Origin of the sequence: Allobosea sp. UC22_33 (assembly GCF_042700715.1) — a bacterium.
GTDB lineage: Bacteria > Pseudomonadota > Alphaproteobacteria > Rhizobiales > Beijerinckiaceae > Allobosea.
The window spans coordinates 3,970,207-3,994,003 of record NZ_CP170556.1 but is presented as its reverse complement, the minus strand read 5'-3'; the positions used below and the strand labels follow the sequence as shown (position 1 = coordinate 3,994,003).

Below are 23,797 nucleotides of genomic sequence, written 5' to 3'. Positions count from 1 at the left end.
TGCTACGGCGCGAGCTTGCGCATCAGGAGCGGAGCCCCGACCGCCGGGTCCTTGCGCCATTGGCCGTTCTCGAAGACGAGATCGGTGCCGTGGCCGCGGCGCGCGACGAGCGTCAGGCGGCCGCCGGCATAGCGCCAGCCGACGGGATCGAAGATCGTCAGCCCGGTATCCGGGCATAAGCCTTCGAAGGCGGCGGGCTGACGGCCATCGGCCGAGACGGGCGAGAGCACGAGGCGGCAGGCCTCCCGATTTTGCTGGCGCATCAGCACATAGCGCCCCGGCACATTATCGGGCGCAGGTGCGGTCGCGGGATCGACGACGGTGATGCGCTGGGCCGCTGTCGCCGCCGCATTCTGCGGGCTTCGCGGCGCAACACGCGGATGGTCGCGCGAGGCCAGCTTGTAGGTCTTGCCATCGCTGCCCTTGCCGTCGAACCCGGTCTCGGGCGTGCCGCTCGGGAAGCCGATGAGTTCTTTGCCGCCGGCATCCATGATCTGGAGCTGCCCGCTTCCGTTCAGCGTCCAGGATGCGGCTGTGTCGAGGACGGGCAGTGCGCGTCTGCAGGTCGCCGGGAAGCGCAACTGGCGCCGGTTTCCAGCCGTCTCAGCGCCGAGCGTCACCGTGCAGCTTCGCGATGCACCCGGGAGTTCCAGCTCCCAGGCGCCGAGCCAGCGGCGGATCGCGTCCGGCGCCTTGTCGGCGCCGCGCGGCAGCGGTGCCGTCTGCGCGGCCGCCGGCAGGGTGCCGGCGGCGAGGATGAGCAGCGGCAGCAGCCGGCGGATCAGGCCTTTTTCCATGGTGTCTCCGACACGGGCGTCAGCGGGCCCTTGCCATCGAACCATGAAACCATGTTGTCGACCAGAAGCTGGCCCATCGACTCGCGGGTATGGACCGAGGCCGAGCCGACATGGGGCAGCAGCACGGCATGCTCGATCGCGATCAGCTCGGCGGGCACGCGCGGCTCGTCCTCGAAGACGTCGAGGCCGGCGGAGAGGATGGTCTTGTCGTTGAGCGCCTTGATCAGCGCCTGCTCTTCGACGACGGTGCCGCGGCCGACATTGACCAGGATGCCGTTCGGGCCCAGCGCCTTCAGCACCTCGGCATTGATGATGTGATGGGTCGAGGCCCCGCCCGGCGCGACCGAGATCAGCGTGTCGACATCGGCGGCCATATCGACCAGAGACGGGTAGTAGGGATAGGACACGTCCGGCTGGCGCGAGCGGCCGTGATAAACGACCGGCAGGCCGAAGGCCTCGACGCGCTGCGCCACCGCCTTGCCGATGCGGCCGAGGCCGACGATGCCGACCTTGCGACCGCGTAGCGACGTGGTGAGCGGATAATTGCCCTTCAGCCACTTGCCTTCGCGCAGGTAGCGGTCGACCTGGGGCAATTGGCGGACGGTGGCGATCAGCAGGCCGAGCGCGAGATCGGCGACCTCGTCGGTCAGGACATCGGGCGTGTTGGTGACGACGAGGCCGCGCTTGCCGGCCTCGGCGGCATCGACATGGTCGTAGCCGACGCCGAAGCTGGAGATGACCTCGAGCTTGGGCAGCGCGTCGAACAACGCGCCGTCGACGCGGTTATGCCCGCCGCCGGCGGCGACGCCGCGCACGCGGTCGGCGACCTCGCGCAGCAGGGCGGCGCGATCGGCCGCCTTCCACAACTCATGGACGGTGAAGCGCGTCTTGAGCTGGTCGGCTGCATAGGCCATCAGGGGGCCGGTCTGGACGATTTCGGGCTTGGTGGAGGCTGTCATTGGCTGGTTGTCCGTGAGAGGTGGCGAAGATCGTTGATTCGGCTGGTCTGAATCGATTAAAATGAAATGACGCGGCCTGTCGCAATGGCATAGCCCCGCCGCCGCATGAGCGCTATCCGATCACGCCCCGCCGCGGAATGGGGCGCTCATTTAGTATGCTTTATTCTGGCGATTTTCCCAGTCTCCGTGGCGACATGCGTGCCGAGCGAAGCCAGCGTGGTATTCAGGCTGTCGATCACGAGGCCGGCCATGCGGGCCGAGGCGAGATCGCCGTCGCGGTCGATGATGGCGAGCAGGACATGCTCATGATCAGGCAGGGATTCGATATAGGCGGCCTCATCCCCGGTCTTGAGCAGCAATGACCATTGCAGCGTGGCGATGACCGCGCTGGAGAGACATTGCAGCGCCGCGTTCTGGGCGGCTGAGAAAATCGCCTCGTGGAAGGCGAGATCGGCCCGGATCGTGCTCTCGGCATAGGGCGCGCCGTCGGCCATGCCGCGATAGGCCGCCTCGATGCGGGCGATGTCGGCGGAAGTCCGGCGCTGTGCGGCAAGGCGGGCGGCGCTGGGCTCGACGAAGCGGCGCAACTCGAAGAGATCGCGAATGAATTTCTCGTTCGGATCGGCCTCGAAATGCCATGACAGGACATCGGGGTCGAGCAGGTTCCAGCGCTCGCGCGGCGCCGCTCTGGTGCCGCTCTTCGGGCGCGCCTCGACCAGCCCCTTCGCCGTCAGGATCTTGACCGCTTCGCGATAGGCCGTGCGCGAGACCGATATCTCCGAGCGCAGGTCGTCCTCGTTCGGCAGGACCTCGCCGGCCCGGACGCGGCCGGTGATGATCGCGACGGCAAGCTTCTGGGCGACCTGGCCGAAAAGCCGGTCCGGATTGAGCGTCGTCGGCCGCGAGAAATCGCGTACCCGCATCGCTGATGCCCCTCCCTCGGGTGCTTCCGGCAAGCCTGAATTTGCGGCATTCCGGAGGCTGTGGCGGCGCTTGACAGGGCCGCTTCTATCGTATGACTTTATCGCAGATTGGAACGGACACAATCGCCGGGAACAGGCGATATCCGGTTTCATCATTCGGTCACAAGAAACCGATTGTGGTCGCAAGCCGCCTCAGGGCGAGCTTGGGATCAGGGAACGGAAAGCAGGGAAGGACGGCATGGCTTCAGTCCAGATTGCCGATGTGCGCAAGGCCTACGGGTCGACGCAGGTCATCCACGGCGTCGATATCGACATCAACGACGGCGAGTTCGTCATCCTGGTCGGCCCGTCGGGCTGCGGGAAGTCGACGCTGCTGCGCATGATCGCGGGGCTCGAGAACATCTCGGGCGGCGAGATCCGGATCGGCCCGCGCGTGGTGAACGACGTTCCGCCGAAGGAGCGCGACATTGCCATGGTGTTCCAGAACTATGCGCTCTATCCGCATATGACGGTCGCCGACAACATGGCCTTCTCGATGAAGCTCAGGAAGGCGCCGAAGAGCGAGATCGACGAGCGCGTCAACAAGGCAGCCGGCATTCTCGGCCTCGACAAGCTGCTCGACCGCTATCCGCGCCAGCTCTCGGGCGGCCAGCGCCAGCGCGTCGCCATGGGCCGCGCCATCGTGCGCGATCCGCAGGTCTTCCTGTTCGACGAGCCGCTGTCGAACCTCGACGCCAAGCTGCGCGTGCAGATGCGCACCGAGATCAAGGAGCTGCACCAGCGCCTGAAGACCACGACGGTCTACGTCACGCATGACCAGATCGAGGCCATGACCATGGCCGACAAGATCGTCGTCATGCATGACGGCATCGTCGAGCAGATGGGCGCGCCGCTCGACCTCTACGACAATCCGGCCAATCTCTTCGTCGCCGCCTTCATCGGCTCGCCCTCGATGAACCTGCTAAAGGGCAAGATCACCGGCGCGGGCTTCGAAACCGAGGGCGGCACGGTCTGGCCGATCGGCAAGCATCCGATCGGCTCCGACGGGCTTGCTGCGGTACTGGGCATCCGCCCCGAGCACTTCCGGCTCGATCCGGGTGGCCTGAAGGCCGAGGTCGCGGTCGTCGAGCCGATGGGCTCGGAGACGCAGGTCGTCGTCCGCTGCGGCGGGCAGGACCTGACCTGCATCTTCCGCGAGCGCATCTCGGCCAAGCCCGGCGAGACCATCGGCATCACGCCCGATACCAGCGTGACGCATCTGTTCGACGCCGCGACCGGCAAGCGCATCTAGGGTACGCAGCGATCGGGTCGCGATGCGATCCGACCGACCGACGCGTTCCTGATACAGAGTATCCGGGCCGGTTTTTCCGATCAGGTCGGTTCAGCCTGACCGACCCGGCTTCAAGAGATTCGTCGCCCCGCAGCGCAAGTCGGGCGGCGGATGATCGCTGTCAACGCCCATAAATCATGCAGGACGGTGGTCCCATGCAGGCCGCCGCCGCGCCAACGGAGGAGACGGTTTCCATGAGCATTTCAAGAAGAGACGTTCTGATCGGCGGCGCGGGGCTCGCGGCGGGCGCGACCATGCCCTTCGCCCCGTCCATCGCCCAGGCCAAGATCGAGCCCGGCGCGACGTTGCGCGTGCTGCGCCCGACCAAGTTCGTCGATCCCGACCAGGCCATCTTCAACGAGAACACCGAGGCCTTCACCAAGGCGACGGGCGTGCCGGTGCGCGTCGACTATGCCGGCTGGGAAGACCTGCGCCCGCAGACGGCGGTGACCGCCAATACCGGTGCCGGACCCGATATCGTCGTCGGCTGGGCCGATGATCCGCATATCTTCTCGGACAAGCTGATCGACCTCACCGACATCGCCGACGAACTCGGCAAGAAGAATGGCGGCTGGTATCCGATCGCCGAGAAATACGGCAAGAAGGACAAGACCAACCAGTGGATCTCGATCCCGATGGGCGCCTCCGGCGCACCGGCGGTCTATCGCGAATCCTGGGTCAAGGAAGCGGGCTTCGACACCTTCCCGAAGGATCTCGACGGCTTCCTCAACCTCTGCCGCAAGCTCAAGGCGAACGGCCATCCCGCCGGCTTCGCGCTCGGCAACGCGGTCGGCGACGGCAACGCCTTCTGCAACTGGCTCGTCTGGACCCATGGCGGCTACATGGTCGACGAGAACAACAAGGTCGCGATCAACTCGAAGGAGACGATCGCGGCGCTGAAATATGCCAAGGCGCTTTACGAGACGTTCATTCCCGGCACGCTGTCCTGGCTCGACATCAGCAACAACAAGGCGCTGTCGGCCGGTGAAATCGGCCTGACCCAGAACGGCGTCTCGCTCTACTTCTCGATCAAGAACTCGAAGGACGAGAAGACCGCGGCGATCGGCAAGGACCTGAACCACGCCACCATGCCGGTCGGCCCGCTCGGGCGCCCCTCGGAGCCGGCGCTGATCATCAACGCCATGGCGTTCAAGCACACCAAGTTCCCGAACGCCGCGAAGGAATATCTCCGCTTCATGATGGAGAAGGAACAGTACGACAAGTGGCTGACCGGCTGCTTCGGTTACTGGACCCAGCCGCTGAAGGGCTATGCCGAGAGCAAGGTCTGGTCGGGCGATCCCAAGATCCTCGTCTATCGCGACACCTGGGAGCGCGCGCTCTGGAGCGGCTACAAGGGCTCGATCAACGAGGCGGCCGGCACGGTCAATGCCGAATACGTCGTCGTCCAGATGGTCGCTTCGGTCTGCGCCGGCCAGGCGACGCCGGAAGAGGCCGCTGCCGAGGCCGAACGCCGCGCCAAGCGCTATTACCGGACCTGACCCGCGCTTCCCCGGCCGCCGTCACCCGATGGCGGCCGGGACTGCCGGTCCAATTGCGAGCGCGCCATGGCCGTAGCTGCCGCCGAATCGCGAACCGTCCACAGCCTGCAACACAACTGGCTGGTGCGTCTGTTCGACTACAAGCCGTTCCTGATCTTCCTGTGCCTGCTGCCGGCGGCGGGCTTCCTGCTGGTCTTCCTCAGCTATCCGCTGGGCTTGGGCATCTGGCTTGCCTTCACCGATACGCGTATCGGCCGCGTCGGGCACTTCATCGGCTTCGAGAATTTCGTGTCGCTCTGGCACGACCAGGTCTTCATCACCTCGGTCTGGAACACGCTGCTCTATACGGGCGTGGCGACCTTCGGGAAGTTCGCGCTCGGCCTGTGGCTGGCGCTGCTGCTCAACAACCACCTGCCGTTCAAGTCGCTGCTCAGGGCGATCATCCTGATCCCCTGGATCGTGCCGACCGTGCTCTCGGCGATCGCCTTCTGGTGGATCTACGATCCGCAGTTCTCGATCATCTCCTATGTGCTGGTCGACGTGCTCGGCTGGCGCGACACCTATATCGACTTCCTCGGCCAGCCCTGGCCGGCGCGGTTCTCGCTGATGGCGGCGAATATCTGGCGCGGCATTCCCTTCGTCGCGATCAGCCTGCTGGCGGGCCTGCAGACGATCTCGCCCTCGCTCTACGAGGCGGCGATGCTGGACGGTGCCAATTCCTGGCAGCGCTTCCGCCATGTCACGCTGCCGATGCTGATGCCGATCCTGGCGGTGGTGCTGACCTTCTCGGTGCTGTTCACCTTCACCGATTTCCAGCTCGTCTACGCGATCACCCGCGGCGGGCCGGTCAACGCGACGCATCTGATGGCGACGCTCGCCTTCCAGCGCGGCATTCCAGGCGGCCAGCTCGGCGAGGGCGCGGCGATCGCGGTCGCGATGATCCCGTTCCTCGTGATGGCGACGCTGTTCAGCTATTACGGCCTGTCCCGGCGCAAATGGCAGCAGGGGGAAGACAATGACTGACCAGACCCTCGGAGCGCGCCCGCATCTGACCGACAAGGAGCGCGAAGGCGTCATCGACTGGTCGTCCGGCCCGCGGCGCTTCATCATGCTCTATTTGCCGCTGTCGGTCTTCCTGCTCGTGCTGCTGTTCCCGTTCTACTGGATGGCGATCACGGCGATCAAACCGAACGCGGAATTGCTCGACTACAAGAACAACAACCCGTTCTGGGTGAAGTCGCCGACGCTGGAAAACATCAACAAGCTGCTCTTCCAGACCGACTATCCGCAATGGCTGTGGACCACGATGATGGTCGCGGCCGTGGCCACCGCGCTGTCGCTGTTCTCCAGCGTGCTCGCCGCCTATGCGATCCAGCGCCTGCGGTTCAAGGGCTCGCAATATGTCGGTCTTGCGATCTATCTCGCCTATCTCGTGCCGCCCTCGATCCTGTTCATCCCGCTGGCGACGCTGATCTTCCAGTTCGGGCTGTTCGACTCGCCGCTGGCGCTGATCCTGACCTATCCGACCTTCCTGATCCCGTTCTGCACCTGGCTCCTGATCGGCTATTTCAAGTCGATCCCCTACGAGCTCGAGGAATGCGCGATGATCGACGGGGCGACGCGGCTGCAGACGCTGTGGCGGATCACGCTGCCGCTTGCCATGCCCGGCCTGATCTCGGCCGGCATCTTCGCCTTCACCCTGTCCTGGAACGAGTTCATCTATGCGCTCGCCTTCATCCAGTCGGCGGAGAAGAAGACGGTTCCGGTCGCTGTGCTGACCCAGCTCGTCGAGGGCGACGTCTATCACTGGGGCTCGCTGATGGCCGGCGCGCTGCTCGGCTCGATCCCGGTCGCTATCCTCTATTCCTTCTTCGTCGACTACTACGTCGCGTCCATGACGGGTGCGGTGAAGGAGTAACCGGCGCCGATGCCGGATTTCCTGCGGGCATGGCGCGAGCTGTGCCCGCTTTCGTTCCGAGAGTGTCTGCCTCATGCCTGCTCAACCGATTTCCAGCATCGCCTTCGTCGGGCTCGGCGCCATGGGCGCGCCGATGGCCGAGAACCTCGTCAAGAAGCAGTTCCGCGTGACCGGCTTCGACACGCGGGAGGCGGCGCGTGATGCGCTCGTCGCGGCGGGTGGCCATGCCGCCGCGAGTGCGAAGGAGGCGGCCTTAGGCGCCGAGGCACTGGTGTTGATGGTCGTCAATGCCGCGCAGGCGCGTGCGGTCCTGTTCGAGGCCGGGGCGCTGGACGCTCTGGCGCCGGAAGCGACCGTGATCCTGATGGCAACCTGCCCGCCGGGCGAGGCCGAGGCGATCGCGGCGGAGGTGACGAAGACCGGGCGGCATTTCATCGATGCCCCGGTCTCGGGTGGCGTGAACGGCGCGCGCAACGCGACGCTGACCATCATGGTCGGGGCGCCCGGCGAGAGTTTCGCGCGGGCGAGACCCGTGCTCGACGCGCTCGGCGACAAGGTCTTCCATGTCGGCGAGAAGGCCGGGCAGGGCGCGACGGTGAAGACCGTCAACCAGCTGCTTTGCGGCGTGCATATCGCGGTCGCGGCCGAGGCTCTATCGCTGGCCGAAAAGGCCGGCATCGACGGGCGCCTGCTCTTCGAGATCATGGGCGGCTCGGCCGCCTCGTCCTGGATGCTCAGGGATCGCGGGCCGCGCATGCACGAGCCCGATCCGGTGGTGGCGAGCGCCGTCGATATCTTCGTCAAGGACCTCGGCATCGTGCTCGATGCCGGGCGTGCCGCGAAGACGGCGCTGCCGCTGGCGGCGGCGGCGCACCAGATGTTCCTGTCGGCGTCGGGCCTCGGCCATGGCGGGCGCGACGACTCGCAGGTGGTGCGGGCCTATCGCGCGCTCAACGCCAAGCCCGCGAACGATGCCTGAGACCGCCTCAGCGCGGCGGCGGGCAGGTTGTGCCCCTGACGATGAGGGCCGGTGTCAGCAGGAGGCGCTGCGTCGGGGCATGCGGATCGGCGATGCGGTTCAGCAGGAACTCCGCCGATCTGGCGCCCATCTGGTCCTGGAAATTGCGGACCGTGGTCAGGGCCGGGTACCATTGCGCGGCTTCCTGCACGTCGTCGCAACCGACGATCGAGAAATCGCTGCCGGCTTCCAGCCCGCGATGGCGCAGGCCGAGCATCGCACCGAAGGCGGCGAGGTCGTTCATGCAGACGGCGGCGGTCGGCGGGTTCTCCGCGTCGAGGACCTTCTGCATGCCCTTGAGCCCGTTCTCGCGGGTGCCGTAGTCGAAATGCACCAGCGCCGGGTCGAAAGGCAGGCCATGGCGGGCGAGGGCCTCGCGATAGCCGGCATAGCGGTTGCGGCCGGTCGAGATGTTCTCGTTCGCGCAGAGGAAGGCGATGCGGCGGTGTCCGAGCCCGATCAGATGCTCCATGGCCAGGTTCGTGCCGTGGCGGTCGTCGGAACCGACGAAATCGAGATCGAGCTCGGGGATTTCACGCGAGAGCTGCACGATCGGGACGCCGGCATCGATCAGGGGGCTGAGGCTTTCCGCCGTGCTGCCGCCGGCCGAGCACAGGACCATGCCGTCGGGCCGGTATTCGGCGAGCGTGCCCAGCACCCGCTGCTGCCGGTCGAGGTTCTCGGAATAGGTCCCGAGCAGGATCGAGCGATCGTTGCGGGCTGCGGTTTCCTCGATCGCCGCGAGCAGTTCGGCGAAATAGGGGTTGGTGATGTCGTGGAAGCCGACGCCGATGATGTTGGTGCGGTCGGTGCGCAGCGATGCGGCGCTGCGATTGTAGCTGTAGCCCATCTCGCGGGCGATCTCGCGCACGCGGTTGCGGGTCGCCTCCGCCACGAGCTGCGAGCCGCGCAGGGCGAGCGACACCGTCGCGGTCGAGACCGAAAGGCGCTCGGCAATGACCTGCAAGGTGACGCGGCTGCGGCCTGCGGGAGGCGGGCTCTTGGGCTGGCGGGGCCCGGGCGGGTCGCTGGCAATCATGACTCGTCCACACTGAGGGCGGGCCTCGCGGCCAGCTTCCGATCGGGCCATTTCGCCGACTTCCGGCTCCATCTCAACCATATCAGCGGGAGAATTTGAAGATGAGCGCAAGCAAAGAGTCCATCGGCTTCATCGGCGTCGGCCTGATGGGGCAGGGCATGGCCCGCAATCTTGTGGACAAGGGCTTCCCGCTCACGGTGATGGGGCACCGCAACCGCAAGCCTGTCGAGGAACTCGTCGCGGCGGGTGCCGTCGAGGCCAAGACGGCGAAGGAGCTCGCGGGGCGCTCCGGGATCATCTTCCTGTGCGTGACCGGTTCGGCCCAGGTCGAGGCCGTACTGAAGGGTGAGAACGGCATCGTCGCCGGCGCGAAGCCGGGCGCGGTGATCGTCGATTGCTCCACTTCCGATCCCACGGTGACGGTGAAGCTCGCCGCCGAGCTGGAGGCGAAAGGCCTGCATCTTGCGGATGCGCCGCTCGGCGGCACGCCGGCACAGGCGGCATTGGGGCAGCTCTCGGCGATGGTCGGGGCCTCGCCGGAGGTGTTCGCCCGGATCAAGCCGGCCTGCGAGGCCTGGGCCCAGAAGATCGTGCATCTCGGCCCGGTCGGCGACGGCCATAAGATGAAGCTGATCAATAACTTCCTGTCGCTCGGCTATGCCGCGATCTATGCGGAGGCGCTGACGCTGAGCCAGAAGATCGGGATCACCCCGCAGGTCTTCGACAGCGTGCTGCGCGGCAGCCGGATGGATTGCGGCTTCTACCAGACCTTCATGCAATACGTGCTGGAGCGCGACCGCAACGCCCATAAATTCACGCTGAACAACGCGCTGAAGGACGTGCGCTATCTGGAGAGCGTCGCCAACGAGGCCGGCGTCGCCAACCCGATCGGCAATGCCGTGAAGAACAGCTATGCGGCCGCCGTCGCCAGCGGCAAGGGCGAGGATTACGTGCCGATGCTGTCGGACTGGATCGCCGGGCTGAACGGCACCTCGCTCGCCGGCAAGGGCTGAGCGGCGCGGTTCAGGGCTGCGCCAGCAACCGGGACAGGCCGTCCGAGAGCCCGGTGCTGGCGACCGGCGCCGGCAGGGCGAGGTCGCCTTCGCGCGGCTTCGGCTGCGGCTGGTCCAGCTCGGCCAGCAGCATCCGGATTCCGGCTTCGGCCGAGCAGATCACGGGCACGTCGACATGCGGCTGGACGCGAGGCGCGAGCCCGGCGAGCCCGGCCCCGCCGAGGATGACCGCGCCGGCGCCGTTGCGCTTTGCGACCCGGCGGCAGGCTTCCGCGAGCATGGCGATCGAGCCGTCGGGATCGCGGGCGATATCGGCGCCGGTGGGGGCTACGGTCTCGACGGCGGCGAGGCGGTTGCCCAGCCCGATCGAGCCGACGAATTCATGCAGGATCGGCCCCCAGCGCTCGCCGCCGGTGACGATGGCGAAGCGCTCGGCCTGCTCGGCGGCATAGCGGCTGCTGGCTTCCGCCATGCCGATCACCGGAATCCGGGCCATCTCCTTGAGCGCCAGCAGGCCGGGGTCGCCGAAGCAGGCGAGATAGACGCCGTCACAATCCCGGCCATGCTCGGCGAAGGCTTCGAGCGCGGCATGGGCGGCGATGACCCCAGCGCTGCGGCTGGCGATGTACTGCGCACCGAAGCGGCCGGTGACGGGCACGAGCTCAGCCTGTGCCGGCAGATAGGGCTGGACCACGCGCGCGACCAGCGCCGTCATCTCCGGCATGGTGTTGGGGTTGAGCAGGAGAATGCGCAAGCGAGGCCTCACAATCCGTGATCCAGCCGCGCGGCATTGCCGATCGTCCGATCGGGCAATGGCCGTGCAGCGGCTGTCAGGAGCGAACGGTGTCTCATCGGTTTGAAATCAACAGCAGATGTGCCGTTCGGCTCGCAAGCGGAGGAATGGAGAAACAGTGCTTCCATTCCGGCACGGCCGGCCCTTGTTCGCACTATTCGGCGTTCTCGCATTCCGTAGCGCCGACAGCAAGAGTGCGTTGGAACTGCGGGCGGCATCGTTGCGCCCTGTGTGCCGTCGGTGGGCCGCGGCTGCTTCAACGGGGCGGGCTTGGCGCCGGCTTCGTGATGGTGCAGGGCGTCGCACTGAAGCGTATCGGCGGCCTCGTGGTGACCAGTCTGCCTTCCTCGGGATGTTCGACGGCCTCGAAGAATCCTGTCGCCTTCAGATGCGGGTCGTCCAGCAGGTCATCTAGTGTGTTGATGGCCGAGCAGGGCACGTCCATCCGGTCGAGGATCGCCAGCCATTCGGTGGAAGAGCGGTGCAGGAGGCGCTCCGCGAGGCGCTCGTAGAGCATGTCGATCATCGCGGCGCGGGCGGCGCCTTCGCCAAGTGCGGGTTCCGCTGCCCAATCCTCGCGGCCGGCGGCGCGGAAGAGCGCCTGCCAATGCGCTGCTGTGTAGGGCATTACCGCGATGAAGCCGTCCGCGGTGCGGTAAGGCCGGCGGTTTCGAGACAGCACGCGGGAATAGCCGCTAGGCCCAAGTGCCGGCTCGAAGCTGCGCCCGCCGAGATGCTCGACCGCAAGGAAGGAGACCATCGCCTCGAACATCGGGACTTCGATCGCCTGGCCTTCGCCCGAAACCGCCCGGTGATAGAGCGCGGCATTGATCGCGCCGACGGCGAAGAGGGCGGTCGTCTTGTCGGCGACGATGGTGGGAGCGTAGGTCGGCGCATCACCTGTGCGCTGCGCGAGCGCCGCCCAGCCGGAAGCAGCCTGGATGACGTCGTCATAGGCCGGGCGATCGCGATAGGGGCCGTCCTGCCCGAAGCCGACGATGGCGCAGTAGATCAGGCGCGGATGCCGGGCGAGCAGCGTCTCCGGATCCAGCCCGTAACGGCGGGCCGCTTCCATCCGCATGTTGTGGATGAAGATGTCGGCATCGGCGACCAGTTCGCGCAGGCGGGCGAGATCCTCGGGCGATTTCATGTCGAGCGCAATGCTGCGCTTGTTGCGGTTGCAGTTGAGGAAGGCCGCGCCCATGCCCGGCGAACGCGCGGGGCCGGGCGCGCGCATGATGTCGCCGCCCGGTGGCTCGACCTTGAGGACGTCGGCACCCATGTCGCCCAGCGTCTGGGTCGCGTAGGGCCCGGCGATGACCGTGGTCAGGTCGATGATCTTGATCCCGTCGAGTGGGCCCGGCATGCGCGTGTGAATCTCCGTTCAGGGCGTAGTGAAGCGGTCATCAGTCGGTGGCGCAACGCCACTCGCGCTAGGGCAGCCCCGCGGATTTGCGGACAGGAAGGATGTTCTGCGAACGCGCATCCTGATGATTCTGCGCTGTCGACAACTTGGATGTTGCGTGCATATCATGCCGTCACCTCGAGCCGGGTGCTCGCCGGCAGGCCTATTCGGAGGCGGGAATGACAATGCTGCATTTCAAGAACTTCGCTCTGCTCGAACCCGGTTTCGGTGAACTGCGCCAGGGCTACGAGCTGGTCGTCGAGGGCGACATCATCCGCGAGCTCTCCGACAAACCGATCAAGTCCGCCAAGGCCGATGTGATCGATTGCGGCGGCCGCACGCTGATGCCCGGCCTGATCGACAGCCATGTCCATGTCTTCCTGTCCGAGGTTTACATCCGCAGCATGGAGAGCATGCCGCTGACGCTGATGACGGCGCGTGCGGTCCGGCTGATGAAGGGCATGCTCGACCGCGGCTTCACCAGCGTGCGCGATACCGGCGGCGCCGACTGGGGCATCAAGGAAGCGGTCGAGAAGGGCGATGTTGCGGGTCCCCGCCTGTTCATCGCGGGCGCGGCGATCGGCCCGACCGGCGGCCATAGCGATCCGCGCCGGCGCACCGATTTTGGCGCGCGCTGCCATTGCTGCAACGCCATGGCCTATACGATGAACGTCTCCGACGGCGTCTCCTCGGTGCGCAAGTCGGTGCGCGAGCAGATGCGGCTCGGCGCCGACCATATCAAGATCATGATGTCCGGCGGCGTCGCCAGCCCCTATGACCCGCTGGATTCGATGCAGTTCAGCGTCGACGAGGTGAAGGCGGCGGTCGAGGAGGCGAAGGCCTTCGGGCGCTATGTCTGCGCCCATGCCTATACGCCGGAGGCGATCACCCGGGCCGCGCAATGCGGCGTGCGCGCGATCGAGCACGGCAACCTGATCGACGACGCCTCGGCCAAGCTGATGGCGGAGAACAACATGTTCCTCACCGCCAATCTCGTCGCCTATTACGCGATGAAGGAGCGGGCGGCCGAGTTCGGGATGACCGGCGACATGCTGGCCAAGAACGACCTCGTCATCGATGGCGGCCTGCGCTCCCTCGAAATCTGCAAGCGTGCCGGCGTGCCCGTCGCCTATGGCTCGGACCTGCTCGGCCAGCTGCAGAGCGAGCAGTCGCGCGAATTCCTGCTGCGCCGCGAGGTGCTCTCGCCGCTGGAGATCATTCGCTCGGCGACGACGGTCGGTGCCCAGATCCTGCGCATGGAAGGCAAGCTCGGCACGGTTCAGACCGGCGCCTTCGCCGATCTCATCCTCGTCGATGGCGACCCGCTGAAGGACCTCGCGCTGTTCCAGGAGCAGGGCAAGCACCTGGCGGCGATCATGAAGGGCGGCGCCTTCCACAAGAACACGCTGCACTGAAAGCCTGCACGTCAACGGGGCATGATCTGACGGAAATGCAGGCTTCACTGTTTGTAAGTGGCGTCGCACACTGCCGCTCAAACGAGGGAACGGTCTTGGCCTCCAGAGCGGACGACATACGGCAGGGCACGGCCTGCCATCAGGGACAAGCCGGGTGAGCGCCGGTTCGCAGCGATTCGGGCGCTACGCCCTGAACGGTGCAGCCGCGCTGTCGCTCGGCTTCATCCTGCTCCCGTTGATCTTCGTGACTTGGCTCGCCTTCTTCCGGCAGGAGATTCCCTCCTTCCCGCCGGAAGGCTACTCGCTGAAATGGTTCGCCGCCGCGGCGAACAACAAACCCTTCATCGACGGCTTCATGCTGAGCCTTCAGGTCGCCGTCGCGTCGACGCTGATCGGGCTCCTCCTCGGCGTGCCGGCGAGCCTCGCTCTGGTGCGCCATCGCATTCCGCTGGGAGGCGGCGTCAGCACGCTCTTGCTGTTGCCGCTGGTGATGCCGGGCATCGTGCTGGGCACCGCGACCTATGTCTTCCAGATCGAGGTCGAGATCGCCACGCAATTGCCGGTGATGGGCTCACTCGCCGGGCTCGTCGCGGCGCATACGCTCGTCGTCATCCCCTGGGTGGTGCGGCTGGTGACGGCGAGCCTCGCCGGCTTCGACCGCTCGATCGAGGAGGCTGCGCAGAATCTGGGCGCCGGCCCGGTCACGACCTTCTGGCGGGTGACGCTGCCGAGCATCCGGCCGGGCATCGTCGCGGCCGCGCTGTTCGGCTTCGTCACCTCGTTCGGCAATCTCGAGATGAGCCTCTTCCTGGTCGGGCCGGGGCGCACGACGCTGCCGATCGCGATCCTCCAGTATCTCGAATGGAAGATCGACCCGACGGTGGCGGCGGCCTCGCTGATCCAGATCGTCCTGATCGGCGTCGCGATGATCGTGACCGATCGCTACGTCAAACTGAGCCGGGTGGTGTGAACGGATGGCAAGTTCCTAACGATGGCACGTCTCTCGATCTCGCATCTGAAGAAAGCTTACGGCGCGCTGACGGTCGTCGACGATGTCGACATCACCGTCGCCGACGGCGAATTCCTCGTGCTGCTCGGTCCCTCCGGCTGCGGCAAGACCACGACCTTGCGCATGGTCGCGGGCTTCATCGCGCCGAGTTCCGGCGCGATCACGATCGGCGAGCAGGACGTCACCAACCTGCCGCCGTGGAAGCGCCATTGCGGCCTGGTCTTCCAGAGCTACGCGCTCTTCCCACATATGACCGTCGCCCAGAACGTCGCCTTCGGGCTGGAGATGCACAAGGTGCCGCAGGCCGAGCGCGGCCCGCGCGTCGCCGAGGCGCTCAGGCTCGTCCGGCTCGGCGGTTTCGACGAGCGCTATCCGCGCCAGCTTTCCGGCGGCCAGCAGCAGCGCGTGGCGCTCGCCCGCGCGCTGGCGATGGAGCCGAAGGTGCTGCTGCTCGACGAGCCGCTCTCCAATCTCGACGCCAAGCTGCGCCTGGAGGTCCGGATCGAGATCCGCGAATTGCAGCAGAAGCTCGGCCTCACCACGATCATGGTGACCCATGACCAGGAGGAGGCGCTGACGATGGCGGACCGCCTCGTCGTCATGGAAAAAGGGCAGGTGCGCCAGATCGGCACCCAGCGCGAGCTTTACGAGAAGCCGGCCGATCGCTTCGTCGCCGGCTTCATCGGGCGCAGCGCCTTCATCGAGGGGCAGGTCACGGGTGAGGGCCGTTTCCGCACGGGCGGCGGGCTCGATATCGCCTGCGCCGCCGCTGCGGGTTCGGGGCCGGCGACGCTGGCGCTGCGGCCCGAGCGGATCGCGGTCGGGGCTGAGGCGGATGGCTTGCCGAACCGCTTCGAGGTCCGGATCGAGCATGCTTCCTATCTCGGTGCGCTGCTCGACGTGCAGGTCGCGCTCAACGAGCAGGATCGCATGCTCCTGCAGATTCCGAACAAGGTCGGGCTGGCCGAGCCGCATGTCGGCGAAACCATCACGATAGGCTGGGCCGAAAGCGCCGGGCTCGTCTATCCGCAAGGGGCTTGAACGCTCCCAATCGGCGTCCAGAAACGAGGGGAATACCATGGCTTCATTCGACAGGCGGGACCTTCTGAAAGGTGCGGGCGCGGCGGCGCTCGCCACCGCGACCGGCGTGCCGGCCTTCGCGCAATCCGGCGGGCGCGTCGTCGTCGGCACCTGGGGCGGCGACTATGCGCGGCTTCTGACCAAGAATATCGAGGACCCGATCCTCAAGCCCAAGGGGCTCGAGGTCGTGCAGGACCAGGCCGGCGACGCGCCGCGCCGGGCCAAGATGGTCGCGGAGAAGCGCCTGCCGCGCGGCACGGTCGACATCCAGGGCCTCTCTGCCGCCAACATGTTCGAAATGAACGAGGCCGGCGTGCTCGAGCAAATCGACTATTCCAAGCTGCCGAACGCCAAGAACCTGCTGCCGACGATGAAATACCCATACGGCATGGGGCACATCTATTCCGGCAACGTCGTCATCTACAATCCCAAGATCATCTCGCCGGCGCCGAAGGGCTTCAAGGACTGGCTCGACCCGAAATGGGGCTCGAAGATCGGCTTCATCGACATCCAGTACCAGTCGATCTTCATCGCGGCATCGATGGCGGCGACCGACGGCAAGGACATGAACGACCTCGAGAAGGCCAAGGAGGTCCTGCTCGCCGTCAAGAAGGCCGGCGCGCGCGTCTACCCGACCAACGAAGCCTTCGCCCAGGCGATGAAGAACGAGGAAGTCGGGATCAGCGCGATCTGGAAGGCCCGCGTCGTACAGTGGCAGAACGCCGGCATCCCCTGCGAGGCGGTCTCGCCGATCGAGGGCATCCCGACCTATGTCTCGGGCTTCGTGATCCAGAAGAACGCGCCGAACAAGGAAAACGCCTACGCCTATATGGACGCGATGCTGGCCAAGGCGCCGCAGGAGGCCTTCGCCGTCGACATGGGCTATAACGGCACGGTCACCGGCCTCAATGTCGATCCCGCGCTGCACAAGCGCATCGGTTTCACGCCCGAGGAGGAGAAGACCCTCAAGGATCTCGACTACGCCTTCCTCGCCAAGAACGATTCGGCGATGAAGGAATGGTGGGACAAGGTCTTCAAGGGCTGACATGGCTCGTCCGTTCTACTATCGCGGCCGTCTGACGCGGCTTTCTGCGCTTCCGGTGCTCACGGACCAATGTCCGCTGCGCTCCGGTTCTCGAAAGCCGCGCCATTCGGCTCGCGTTAGCGAACGGCCGAACCATGCCATGGGCGCCTTCACGGGGAGTGGTTCATGAGCGCCGCTCCCGAAGCCGTCGCCGGCGCCCGCACCAGGCTCGCCGGCCTGCTCGTCATGCCGGCGACGCTCTTCGTCGCGCTCATGCTGATCGGGCCGCTGGCGATCCTGTTCCGCTACTCGCTCAACAAGTTCGTGCCCGGCCAGTTCATGGTCGATGGGCTGGTGATCGAGAACTACGTCAAGTTCTTCACCGACGCCTATTATCTCAACGTGCTTCTCCGCACGGTCCGCGTCGCGGTGATCTGCACGCTGGCCTGTCTGATCATGGGCTTTCCGCTGGCCTATGTGCTGGCGCGCACGCAGAGCCGCTTCAAGAACCTGATGGTGATCGCCGTCGTGCTGCCGCTCTTCGTCGGCAACGCCGTGCGCGCCGCCGGCTGGATGACGCTCTTCGGCAGCAAGGGGGCGCTGAACGCCTCGCTGATGGGCCTCGGGCTGATCGATCAGCCCTTGGAGATCATGTATACTGAGAATGCCGTGCTGATCGGCATCATCGCGGTCAACCTGCCCTTCATGGTGCTGACGCTGCAGAGCGTGATCGAGGGCATTCCGCGCAATGTCGAAGAGGCCGCCTTCAGCCTCGGCGCCGGCCCCGCGGCGATGTTCCGCCGCGTGCTCTGGCCGCTGGCGCTGCCGGGTATCCTCGCCGGCACGATCCTGACTTTCATCCTCGCGATGAACGCCTATGCCACGCCGGTGCTGCTGGGCGGGCCGAAATTCCAGATGATGGGGCCGCTGGTCTATGGCCAGTTCGCGCAACAGAACAACTGGCCCTTCGGCGGCGCGATCTCGTTCATCCTGATGACCGCGACGATCCTGCTCACCATGATCGCCCATCTCACCGTGCAGCGGCGCTATCGCTGAGACGGCTCAAGCGAAACCGCCCCCGGCTGGGTGGCCGGAGGCGGTTTCTCACTTCCTTACTCGGCAGCCTGCAAGGCCGGCGTCTCGATATCGTGCCGGGCGAGCGGGCGGTTGCCCGCCAGCTTTCGCATCAGCACGTAGAACACCGGCGTCAGGAAGATGCCGAAGGCGGTGACGCCGATCATGCCGGAGAAGACCGCGATGCCCATGGCCTGCCGCATCTCGGCGCCGGCCCCGGTCGAGATCACCAGCGGCACCACGCCCATGACGAAGGCGAGCGAGGTCATCAGGATCGGACGCAGGCGCAGACGGCTGGCCTCGATCGCGGCCTGGATCGGCGTCCGGCCCTCGAATTCGAGCTCTCGCGCGAATTCCACGATCAGGATGGCGTTCTTGGCGGATAGTCCGACGAGAACCACGAGGCCGATCTGGGTGAAGACGTTGTTGTCTCCGCCCGAGAGCCAGACGCCGGTCAGCGCCGCGAGCAGTCCCATCGGGATGATCAGCAGGATCGCGATCGGCAGGGTCATGCTCTCGTACTGGGCCGCCAGCACCAGGAAGACGAGCAGGATCGCGACCGGGAAAACGATCACCGCCGAATTGCCGGCCAGGATCTCCTGATAGGTCAGCTCGGTCCATTCGAAGGCGAAGCCCTTGGGCAGCGTCTCCTTCGCGATGCGCTCCACCGCCTCCTGCGCCTGGCCCGAGGAGAAGCCCGGAGCCGCGCCGGCATTGATGTCGGCCGAGAGGAAGCCGTTATAGCGCATGGCGCGTTCCGGGCCGGAATCGGTGCGCACGTTGAGCACCGCGCTGAGCGGAATCATTTCGCCGTTGTTCGAGCGCACCTTGAGCTGGCCGATATGCTCGGGCTGGGCGCGGAAGGGTGCATCGGCCTGGACGCGCACGGTGTAGGTGCGGCCGAAGCGGTTGAAGTCGTTGACATAGGTCGAGCCGAGATAGGTCTGCAGCGTGTCGAACACCTCCGTCACGGGCACGCCGAGCTGGCGGGCCTTGGTGCGGTCGATATCGGCATAGAGCTGCGGAACGTTGACCTGGAAGCTCGAGAACATGCCGGCGATCTCCGGCGCGGTCGCGGCCTTGGCCATGAAGGCCTTGGTCGCCTCGTCGAGCGCGGCATAGCCCAGTCCGGCGCGATCCTCGATCTGCAGCTTGAAGCCGCCGATCGTGCCGAGGCCCTGGACGGGCGGCGGCGGGAACATCGCGATGAAGGCTTCCTTGATCCCTGAGAATTCCTTGTTGAGCTGCATCGCGATGGCGTTGCCGCTCAAGGACGGGTCCTTGCGGTCATGGAATGGCTTCAGGCCGACGAAGACGATGCCGGAGTTGGACGAGTTGGTGAAGCCGTTGATCGAGAGGCCGGGGAAGGAGATGGCGTTCTCGACGCCCGGATGCTTCAGCGCGATCTCGTCCATGCGGCGGATGACATCCTCCGTCCGGTCGAGGGTTGCGGCATCCGGCAACTGGGCGAAGCCGACGAGGTACTGCTTGTCCTGGCCCGGCACGAAGCCTGACGGCACGGCCTTGAACAGCACGCCGGTCGCTCCGAGCATGACGACATAGACCGCGAGCATCACCGCGCGATGCGAGATCACCCGGCGCACGCCGCCGCCATAGGCCTCCGACGAGCGGTTGAAGAAGCGGTTGAAGGCGCGGAAGAACCAGCCGAACAGCTTGTCCATGGCCCGCGTCAGCGCATCCTTCGGGGCGTGATGGCCCTTGAGCAGGAGCGCAGCCAGCGCCGGCGAGAGCGTCAGCGAGTTGATCGCCGAGATCACCGTCGAGATCGCGATGGTCAGCGCGAACTGGCGGTAGAACTGACCGGTCAGGCCCGAGATGAAGGCGAGCGGCACGAAGACCGCGACCAGCACCAGCGCGATCGCGATGATCGGGCCGGAGACCTCGCGCATCGCCTTGTAGGTGGCTTCGCGCGGCGAAAGACCGTTCTCGATATTGCGCTCGACATTCTCGACCACGACGATCGCGTCGTCGACGACAATGCCGATGGCGAGCACCAGCCCGAACAGGCTCAGCGCATTGATCGAGAAGCCGAGAAGGTACATCACCGCGAAGGTGCCGACGACCGAGATCGGCACCGCGACGAGCGGGATGATCGAGGCGCGCCAGGTCTGCAGGAAGACGATGACGACGAGCACGACGAGCGCGACCGCCTCCAGCAGCGTCGAGATCACCGCCTTGATCGAGGCGCGGACGAACTGGGTGGTGTCGTAGACGATCGAATAGTCCACGCCCTCGGGCATGTTCTGCTTGATCTCGCGCATCGTCTCCTGGACGCGGTCGGCGATCGCGATGGCGTTCGAGCCCGGCGCCTGGAAGACCGGCACGGCGACGGCCGACTTGCCGTTGAGCAACGAGCGCAGCGCATAGTCGGCGCCGCCGAGTTCGATGCGGGAGATGTCCTTCAGCCGGACGACCGCGCCGTCGGCCGCGGTCTTGACGATGATCTCGCCGAATTGCTCCTCGTTCTGGAGGCGGCCCTGCGCGTTCACCGAAAGCTGGAGGTCGAGGCCCGGCGCATTCGGCGAGGCGCCGATGACGCCGGCCGCGGCCTGGACGTTCTGGGCGCGGATCTCGCGCACGACGTCGCCGGGCGAGAGCCCGTGCTCGGCAACCTTCTGCGGGTCGAGCCAGACGCGCATCGAATAGTCGCCCGAGCCGAAGAGCTGGACCTGGCCGACGCCGTCGATGCGGGCGAGCCGGTCCTTGACGTTCAGCACCGCGTAATTGCGCAGATAGGTCATGTCGTAGCGGCCGTTCGGCGAGGTGATGTGCACCACCATCGTCAGGTCGGGCGAGCTCTTGACCGTGGTGACGCCGAGCCGGCGCACCTCCTCGGGCAGGCGCGGTTCGGCCTGGCTGACGCGGTTCTGGACGAGCTGCTGGGCCTTGTCCGGGTCGGTGCCCAAGCGGAAGGTGACGTTCAGCGTCATCACCCCGTCCGTCGTCGCCTGGCTCGACATGTAGAGCATGCCTTCGACGCCGTTGATCTGTTCCTCGATCGGCGTCGCCACCGTTTCGGCGATCACACGGGGGCTGGCGCCGGGATATTGCGCCCGCACGACGACCGTCGGCGGGACGACTTCGGGATATTCCGAGATCGGCAGAGCCCTGATCGAGAGCAGCCCTGCCAGGAAGATCAGGACGGAGAGGACCGCCGCGAAGATCGGCCGGTCGATGAAGAATTTCGAGAGGTTCATGGATAGCGCCCCTTCGGAGCGGATAGGTCATTGGACAAAACGCCGTCATGCTCGGGCTTGACCCGAGCATCTCGTGCCGGAGGAAGCTCCTTCAGCCTCATCCTGCCTGAGTTTCTCGGGTCTGCGCTCCGCTTCGCCCGAGAATGACGGCGGTGATTTTCAGCGTTGCGCGAGCTCGGTCGCGGGCTTCCTGAGTTCGCTCTTCTGCGCCATCGGCACCGGCTCGGGCGCGACGGTCGCGCCGGGTCGCACGCGCTGGAGGCCGTTGACGACGATGCGCTCGCCGGGCTTCAGGCCCGCATTGACGACGCGCAGGCCGTCATGGGCGGCGCCGAGCGAGACCTCACGCCAGGCGGCCTTGGCGTCGTCGCCGATGACGAAGACGAACTTCTTGTTCTGGTCGGTGCCGACGGCGCGCTCGTTGATGACGAGCTGCTGCTCGGCCTTGGCTTGGCCGAGCTGGACCCGGACGAACTGGCCGGGCATGAGCTTGCCGTCGGGATTGTCGAGCCGGGCGCGCACCCTGACCGTGCCGCTGGCGCCGTCGATGCCATTGTCGACGAAGTGCAGCTTGCCGCTGAACTGCGCGGCCTGCGCCGTCGCCGTGGTCAGCCGGACCGGGATCTGCTCCAGCGCGCGCGAACCCTCCGGCAGCGAGGCCAGCGCATCGAGCACGCTGCGCTCGTCGGCGTTGAAGGCGGCGTAGATGGGGTCGACCGAGAGCAGCGATGTCAGGACCTGGCCACCCGCCGCGATCAGGTTGCCGACGGTGACGTCGAGCCGGCCGATGCGGCCGCTGATCGGGGCACGGATCTGGGTATAGTCGAGATTGAGCTGCGCCGTGCGGCGGGCGGCCTCGGCGACCTGGAGATTGGCCTGCGCCTCCCGCAGATTGTTGACGCGGGTGTCGATATCGCGCTGGGAAAGGTTGCGGGTCGCCAGCAATTGCTGGCCACGCTCGTTCTCGCTTTCGGCAAGGGCGACGCGTGCCTTAGCGCCCTGCACCTGCGCCTCGGCCCGCTGGAGATCGGCGAGATAGGGCGCCTGGTCGATGCTGACGAGCAGGTCGCCCTGCTTCACCAGATTGCCCTCGCGGAAATGCACGGCCTCGACGACGCCGGCGACGCGCGAGCGCAGTTCGACGCGCTCGATCGCCTCCAGACGGCCGGAGAATTCGGCCCAGGGCACGATCTCGCGGGCTTCGACGGTCGCGACGGAGACGGGGATAGCGGGCGGAGCCACAGGGGCGGTATCGCCCTGAGCGCGCGTGCCGGAGAGGGTGAAGACCGCGACGGCGCTCAGTGCGACGGAGGCGGTAAGGCCGGCCAAAAGGCCGCGACGGTTCGTTCCCTGAAACATGGGGTCGGTCCTTGCTTGAAAATGCTGCGAAGTGTTCGAAAGAGGGGAGCGCTAGGAGGGCGCGGTCCGTTCGTAGAAGGCAGCGATCTCGCCGCAGCTCTTGCAGAGACAGGAGCCTTCCTCGGCCGCGTCCGCATAGGCCTGCGGCCAGCGCGTCGGCGCGCTGAACTCGACATGGCGGACGGCGATGCCGGCCTGGCCGAGGCGATCGGCATATTGCGCGGCTTCGTCGCGCATCGGGTCGTCCTGCCCACTGATCAGCAGGGCCGGCGGCAGGCCAGCGAGGCGGGTCGCCTGGAGCGGGGCGGCGTAAGGATGGGCGGCGCGCTCGGGCGTGCCGAGATAATCGGCCCAGCCATCGGCCCAGCGGCAACCGACCGGGCCGGCCTGCACGTCACGGAGTGAGGCTGTGCCGAGGCAGGCATCCAGCATCGGCGAGAACAGGATCTGACCGGCGAGCGCCGGGCCGCCGCGATCGCGCGCCATCATGGCCAGCGCCGCGGCAAGATTGCCGCCGGCTTCCTCGCCGGCGATGTAGAGCGGTGCGCCGCGCGTCGCCCAGCGATTGCGCCCCCTGGCGAGAGCCTCGAGCGCTGCATAGATGCGCTCCAGCGTCTCGGGGAAACGCCGGACCGGTGCGAGCGGGTAGGAGAGCGAGAACACGACCGCGCCGGCTTCCGTCAGGGCCGTGGCGACGGCCTGCCCCTCGGCCGGCGAGCCGCTGTTGAAGTGGCCGCCATGCAGGTGCAGCACGAGCCCGGCATTGTCCGGAACCTCGGCGGGAACGTAGAGCCGGCCGGTGAAGCTCTCTCCACGGGCGCTCAAGGTTTCCTCCCGCCAGAAGACGGAGAGGACCGGTTGCAGTTTCTGCGCGGCGATCGCGGGCATGACGCACCTTCGCTGTTGCGTTGCAGCACGAGATAG

20 protein-coding genes are annotated in these 23,797 nt (G+C 66.4%); 11 read left to right on the top strand and 9 right to left on the bottom strand.

The annotated features are described in order from the left end of the window. Positions 1 to 2 precede the first annotated feature (2 nt). The 3 genes from ACFJGT_RS19445 to ACFJGT_RS19435 form a co-directional block, all read right to left on the bottom strand. A complete protein-coding gene (locus ACFJGT_RS19445; protein WP_377841222.1) occupies positions 3 to 797 on the bottom strand; it encodes an AprI/Inh family metalloprotease inhibitor in 795 nt (264 codons plus the stop codon). Continuing rightward, a complete protein-coding gene (locus ACFJGT_RS19440; RefSeq protein ID WP_377841218.1) occupies positions 782 to 1,756 on the bottom strand; it encodes a 2-hydroxyacid dehydrogenase in 975 nt (324 codons plus the stop codon). Before ACFJGT_RS19440 ends, ACFJGT_RS19445 begins: the two co-directional genes overlap by 16 nt. A 146-nt stretch (positions 1,757 to 1,902) precedes the next feature. Beyond that, the gene (locus tag ACFJGT_RS19435; RefSeq protein ID WP_377841216.1) at positions 1,903 to 2,679 is read right to left on the bottom strand and encodes a FadR/GntR family transcriptional regulator; all 777 of its coding nucleotides are present in this window, start codon (positions 2,677 to 2,679) and stop codon (positions 1,903 to 1,905) included. A 238-nt stretch (positions 2,680 to 2,917) separates the two neighbouring features. Between ACFJGT_RS19435 and ACFJGT_RS19430 the strand changes: the two genes are divergently transcribed. The 5 genes from ACFJGT_RS19430 (at position 2,918) to ACFJGT_RS19410 (ending at position 8,405) form a co-directional block, all read left to right on the top strand. Continuing rightward, positions 2,918 to 3,970: an ABC transporter ATP-binding protein gene (locus ACFJGT_RS19430; RefSeq protein ID WP_377841213.1), complete on the top strand. Its 1,053-nt coding sequence runs from the start codon at positions 2,918 to 2,920 to the stop codon at positions 3,968 to 3,970. A gap of 233 nt (positions 3,971 to 4,203) precedes the next feature. Next, entirely contained in the window at positions 4,204 to 5,508 is a 1,305-nt protein-coding gene (locus tag ACFJGT_RS19425) for an ABC transporter substrate-binding protein (protein WP_377841211.1), read from the top strand. A 66-nt stretch (positions 5,509 to 5,574) separates the two neighbouring features. Next, positions 5,575 to 6,531 carry a carbohydrate ABC transporter permease gene (locus tag ACFJGT_RS19420; RefSeq protein WP_377841209.1) on the top strand — a complete coding sequence of 319 codons (957 nt, stop codon included), beginning with the start codon at positions 5,575 to 5,577 and terminating at the stop codon, positions 6,529 to 6,531. Then, positions 6,524 to 7,426, top strand: coding sequence for a carbohydrate ABC transporter permease (locus ACFJGT_RS19415; protein ID WP_377841205.1), 903 nt, complete (start codon positions 6,524 to 6,526; stop codon positions 7,424 to 7,426). The genes ACFJGT_RS19420 and ACFJGT_RS19415 overlap by 8 nt, the downstream gene beginning before the upstream one ends. Positions 7,427 to 7,499: 73 nt before the next feature. Then, complete coding sequence (locus ACFJGT_RS19410; RefSeq protein WP_377841204.1) at positions 7,500 to 8,405, top strand: NAD(P)-dependent oxidoreductase; 906 nt, start codon at positions 7,500 to 7,502, stop codon at positions 8,403 to 8,405. A gap of 7 nt (positions 8,406 to 8,412) precedes the next feature. Here ACFJGT_RS19410 and ACFJGT_RS19405 read toward each other — a convergent pair whose 3' ends face one another. Then, on the bottom strand, positions 8,413 to 9,483 hold the full coding sequence (locus ACFJGT_RS19405) for a LacI family DNA-binding transcriptional regulator (protein ID WP_377841203.1): 1,071 nt from the start codon (positions 9,481 to 9,483) through the stop codon (positions 8,413 to 8,415). Between the two features lie 101 nt (positions 9,484 to 9,584). Here ACFJGT_RS19405 and ACFJGT_RS19400 point away from each other — a divergent pair, with 101 nt between their 5' ends. Further along, positions 9,585 to 10,496, top strand: a complete 912-nt coding sequence (locus ACFJGT_RS19400) for an NAD(P)-dependent oxidoreductase (RefSeq protein WP_377841202.1) — start codon at positions 9,585 to 9,587, stop codon at positions 10,494 to 10,496. Positions 10,497 to 10,506: 10 nt separating this feature from the next. Here ACFJGT_RS19400 and ACFJGT_RS19395 read toward each other — a convergent pair whose 3' ends face one another. Further along, the gene (locus ACFJGT_RS19395) at positions 10,507 to 11,250 is read right to left on the bottom strand and encodes an aspartate/glutamate racemase family protein (protein ID WP_377841201.1); all 744 of its coding nucleotides are present in this window, start codon (positions 11,248 to 11,250) and stop codon (positions 10,507 to 10,509) included. Between the two features lie 295 nt (positions 11,251 to 11,545). Further along, positions 11,546 to 12,655, bottom strand: a complete 1,110-nt coding sequence (locus ACFJGT_RS19390; protein ID WP_377841200.1) for a CaiB/BaiF CoA transferase family protein — start codon at positions 12,653 to 12,655, stop codon at positions 11,546 to 11,548. A gap of 218 nt (positions 12,656 to 12,873) precedes the next feature. Between ACFJGT_RS19390 and ACFJGT_RS19385 the strand changes: the two genes are divergently transcribed. The 5 genes from ACFJGT_RS19385 to ACFJGT_RS19365 all read left to right on the top strand — a co-directional run bounded on the left by ACFJGT_RS19385 (position 12,874) and on the right by ACFJGT_RS19365 (position 18,278). Further along, positions 12,874 to 14,109: an amidohydrolase family protein gene (locus ACFJGT_RS19385; RefSeq protein ID WP_377841199.1), complete on the top strand. Its 1,236-nt coding sequence runs from the start codon at positions 12,874 to 12,876 to the stop codon at positions 14,107 to 14,109. A 154-nt stretch (positions 14,110 to 14,263) separates the two neighbouring features. Further along, positions 14,264 to 15,079, top strand: a complete 816-nt coding sequence (locus tag ACFJGT_RS19380) for an ABC transporter permease (RefSeq protein WP_377841196.1) — start codon at positions 14,264 to 14,266, stop codon at positions 15,077 to 15,079. 21 nt (positions 15,080 to 15,100) lie between these two features. Next, positions 15,101 to 16,159, top strand: a complete 1,059-nt coding sequence (locus ACFJGT_RS19375; protein WP_377841193.1) for an ABC transporter ATP-binding protein — start codon at positions 15,101 to 15,103, stop codon at positions 16,157 to 16,159. A 37-nt stretch (positions 16,160 to 16,196) separates the two neighbouring features. Next, positions 16,197 to 17,243: a PotD/PotF family extracellular solute-binding protein gene (locus tag ACFJGT_RS19370; RefSeq protein ID WP_377841190.1), complete on the top strand. Its 1,047-nt coding sequence runs from the start codon at positions 16,197 to 16,199 to the stop codon at positions 17,241 to 17,243. Between the two features lie 165 nt (positions 17,244 to 17,408). Further along, entirely contained in the window at positions 17,409 to 18,278 is an 870-nt protein-coding gene (locus tag ACFJGT_RS19365) for an ABC transporter permease (protein ID WP_377841187.1), read from the top strand. A 56-nt stretch (positions 18,279 to 18,334) separates the two neighbouring features. On the opposite strand, the gene ACFJGT_RS19360 is transcribed toward ACFJGT_RS19365, so the two are convergent. The 3 genes from ACFJGT_RS19360 to ACFJGT_RS19350 all read right to left on the bottom strand — a co-directional run bounded on the left by ACFJGT_RS19360 (position 18,335) and on the right by ACFJGT_RS19350 (position 23,761). Further along, complete coding sequence (locus tag ACFJGT_RS19360; RefSeq protein WP_377841182.1) at positions 18,335 to 21,514, bottom strand: efflux RND transporter permease subunit; 3,180 nt, start codon at positions 21,512 to 21,514, stop codon at positions 18,335 to 18,337. Between the two features lie 159 nt (positions 21,515 to 21,673). Next, on the bottom strand, positions 21,674 to 22,873 hold the full coding sequence (locus ACFJGT_RS19355) for an efflux RND transporter periplasmic adaptor subunit (RefSeq protein ID WP_377841180.1): 1,200 nt from the start codon (positions 22,871 to 22,873) through the stop codon (positions 21,674 to 21,676). Positions 22,874 to 22,924: 51 nt separating this feature from the next. After that, positions 22,925 to 23,761 carry an alpha/beta hydrolase fold domain-containing protein gene (locus ACFJGT_RS19350; RefSeq protein WP_377841177.1) on the bottom strand — a complete coding sequence of 279 codons (837 nt, stop codon included), beginning with the start codon at positions 23,759 to 23,761 and terminating at the stop codon, positions 22,925 to 22,927. Between the last annotated feature and the right edge of the window lie 36 nt (positions 23,762 to 23,797).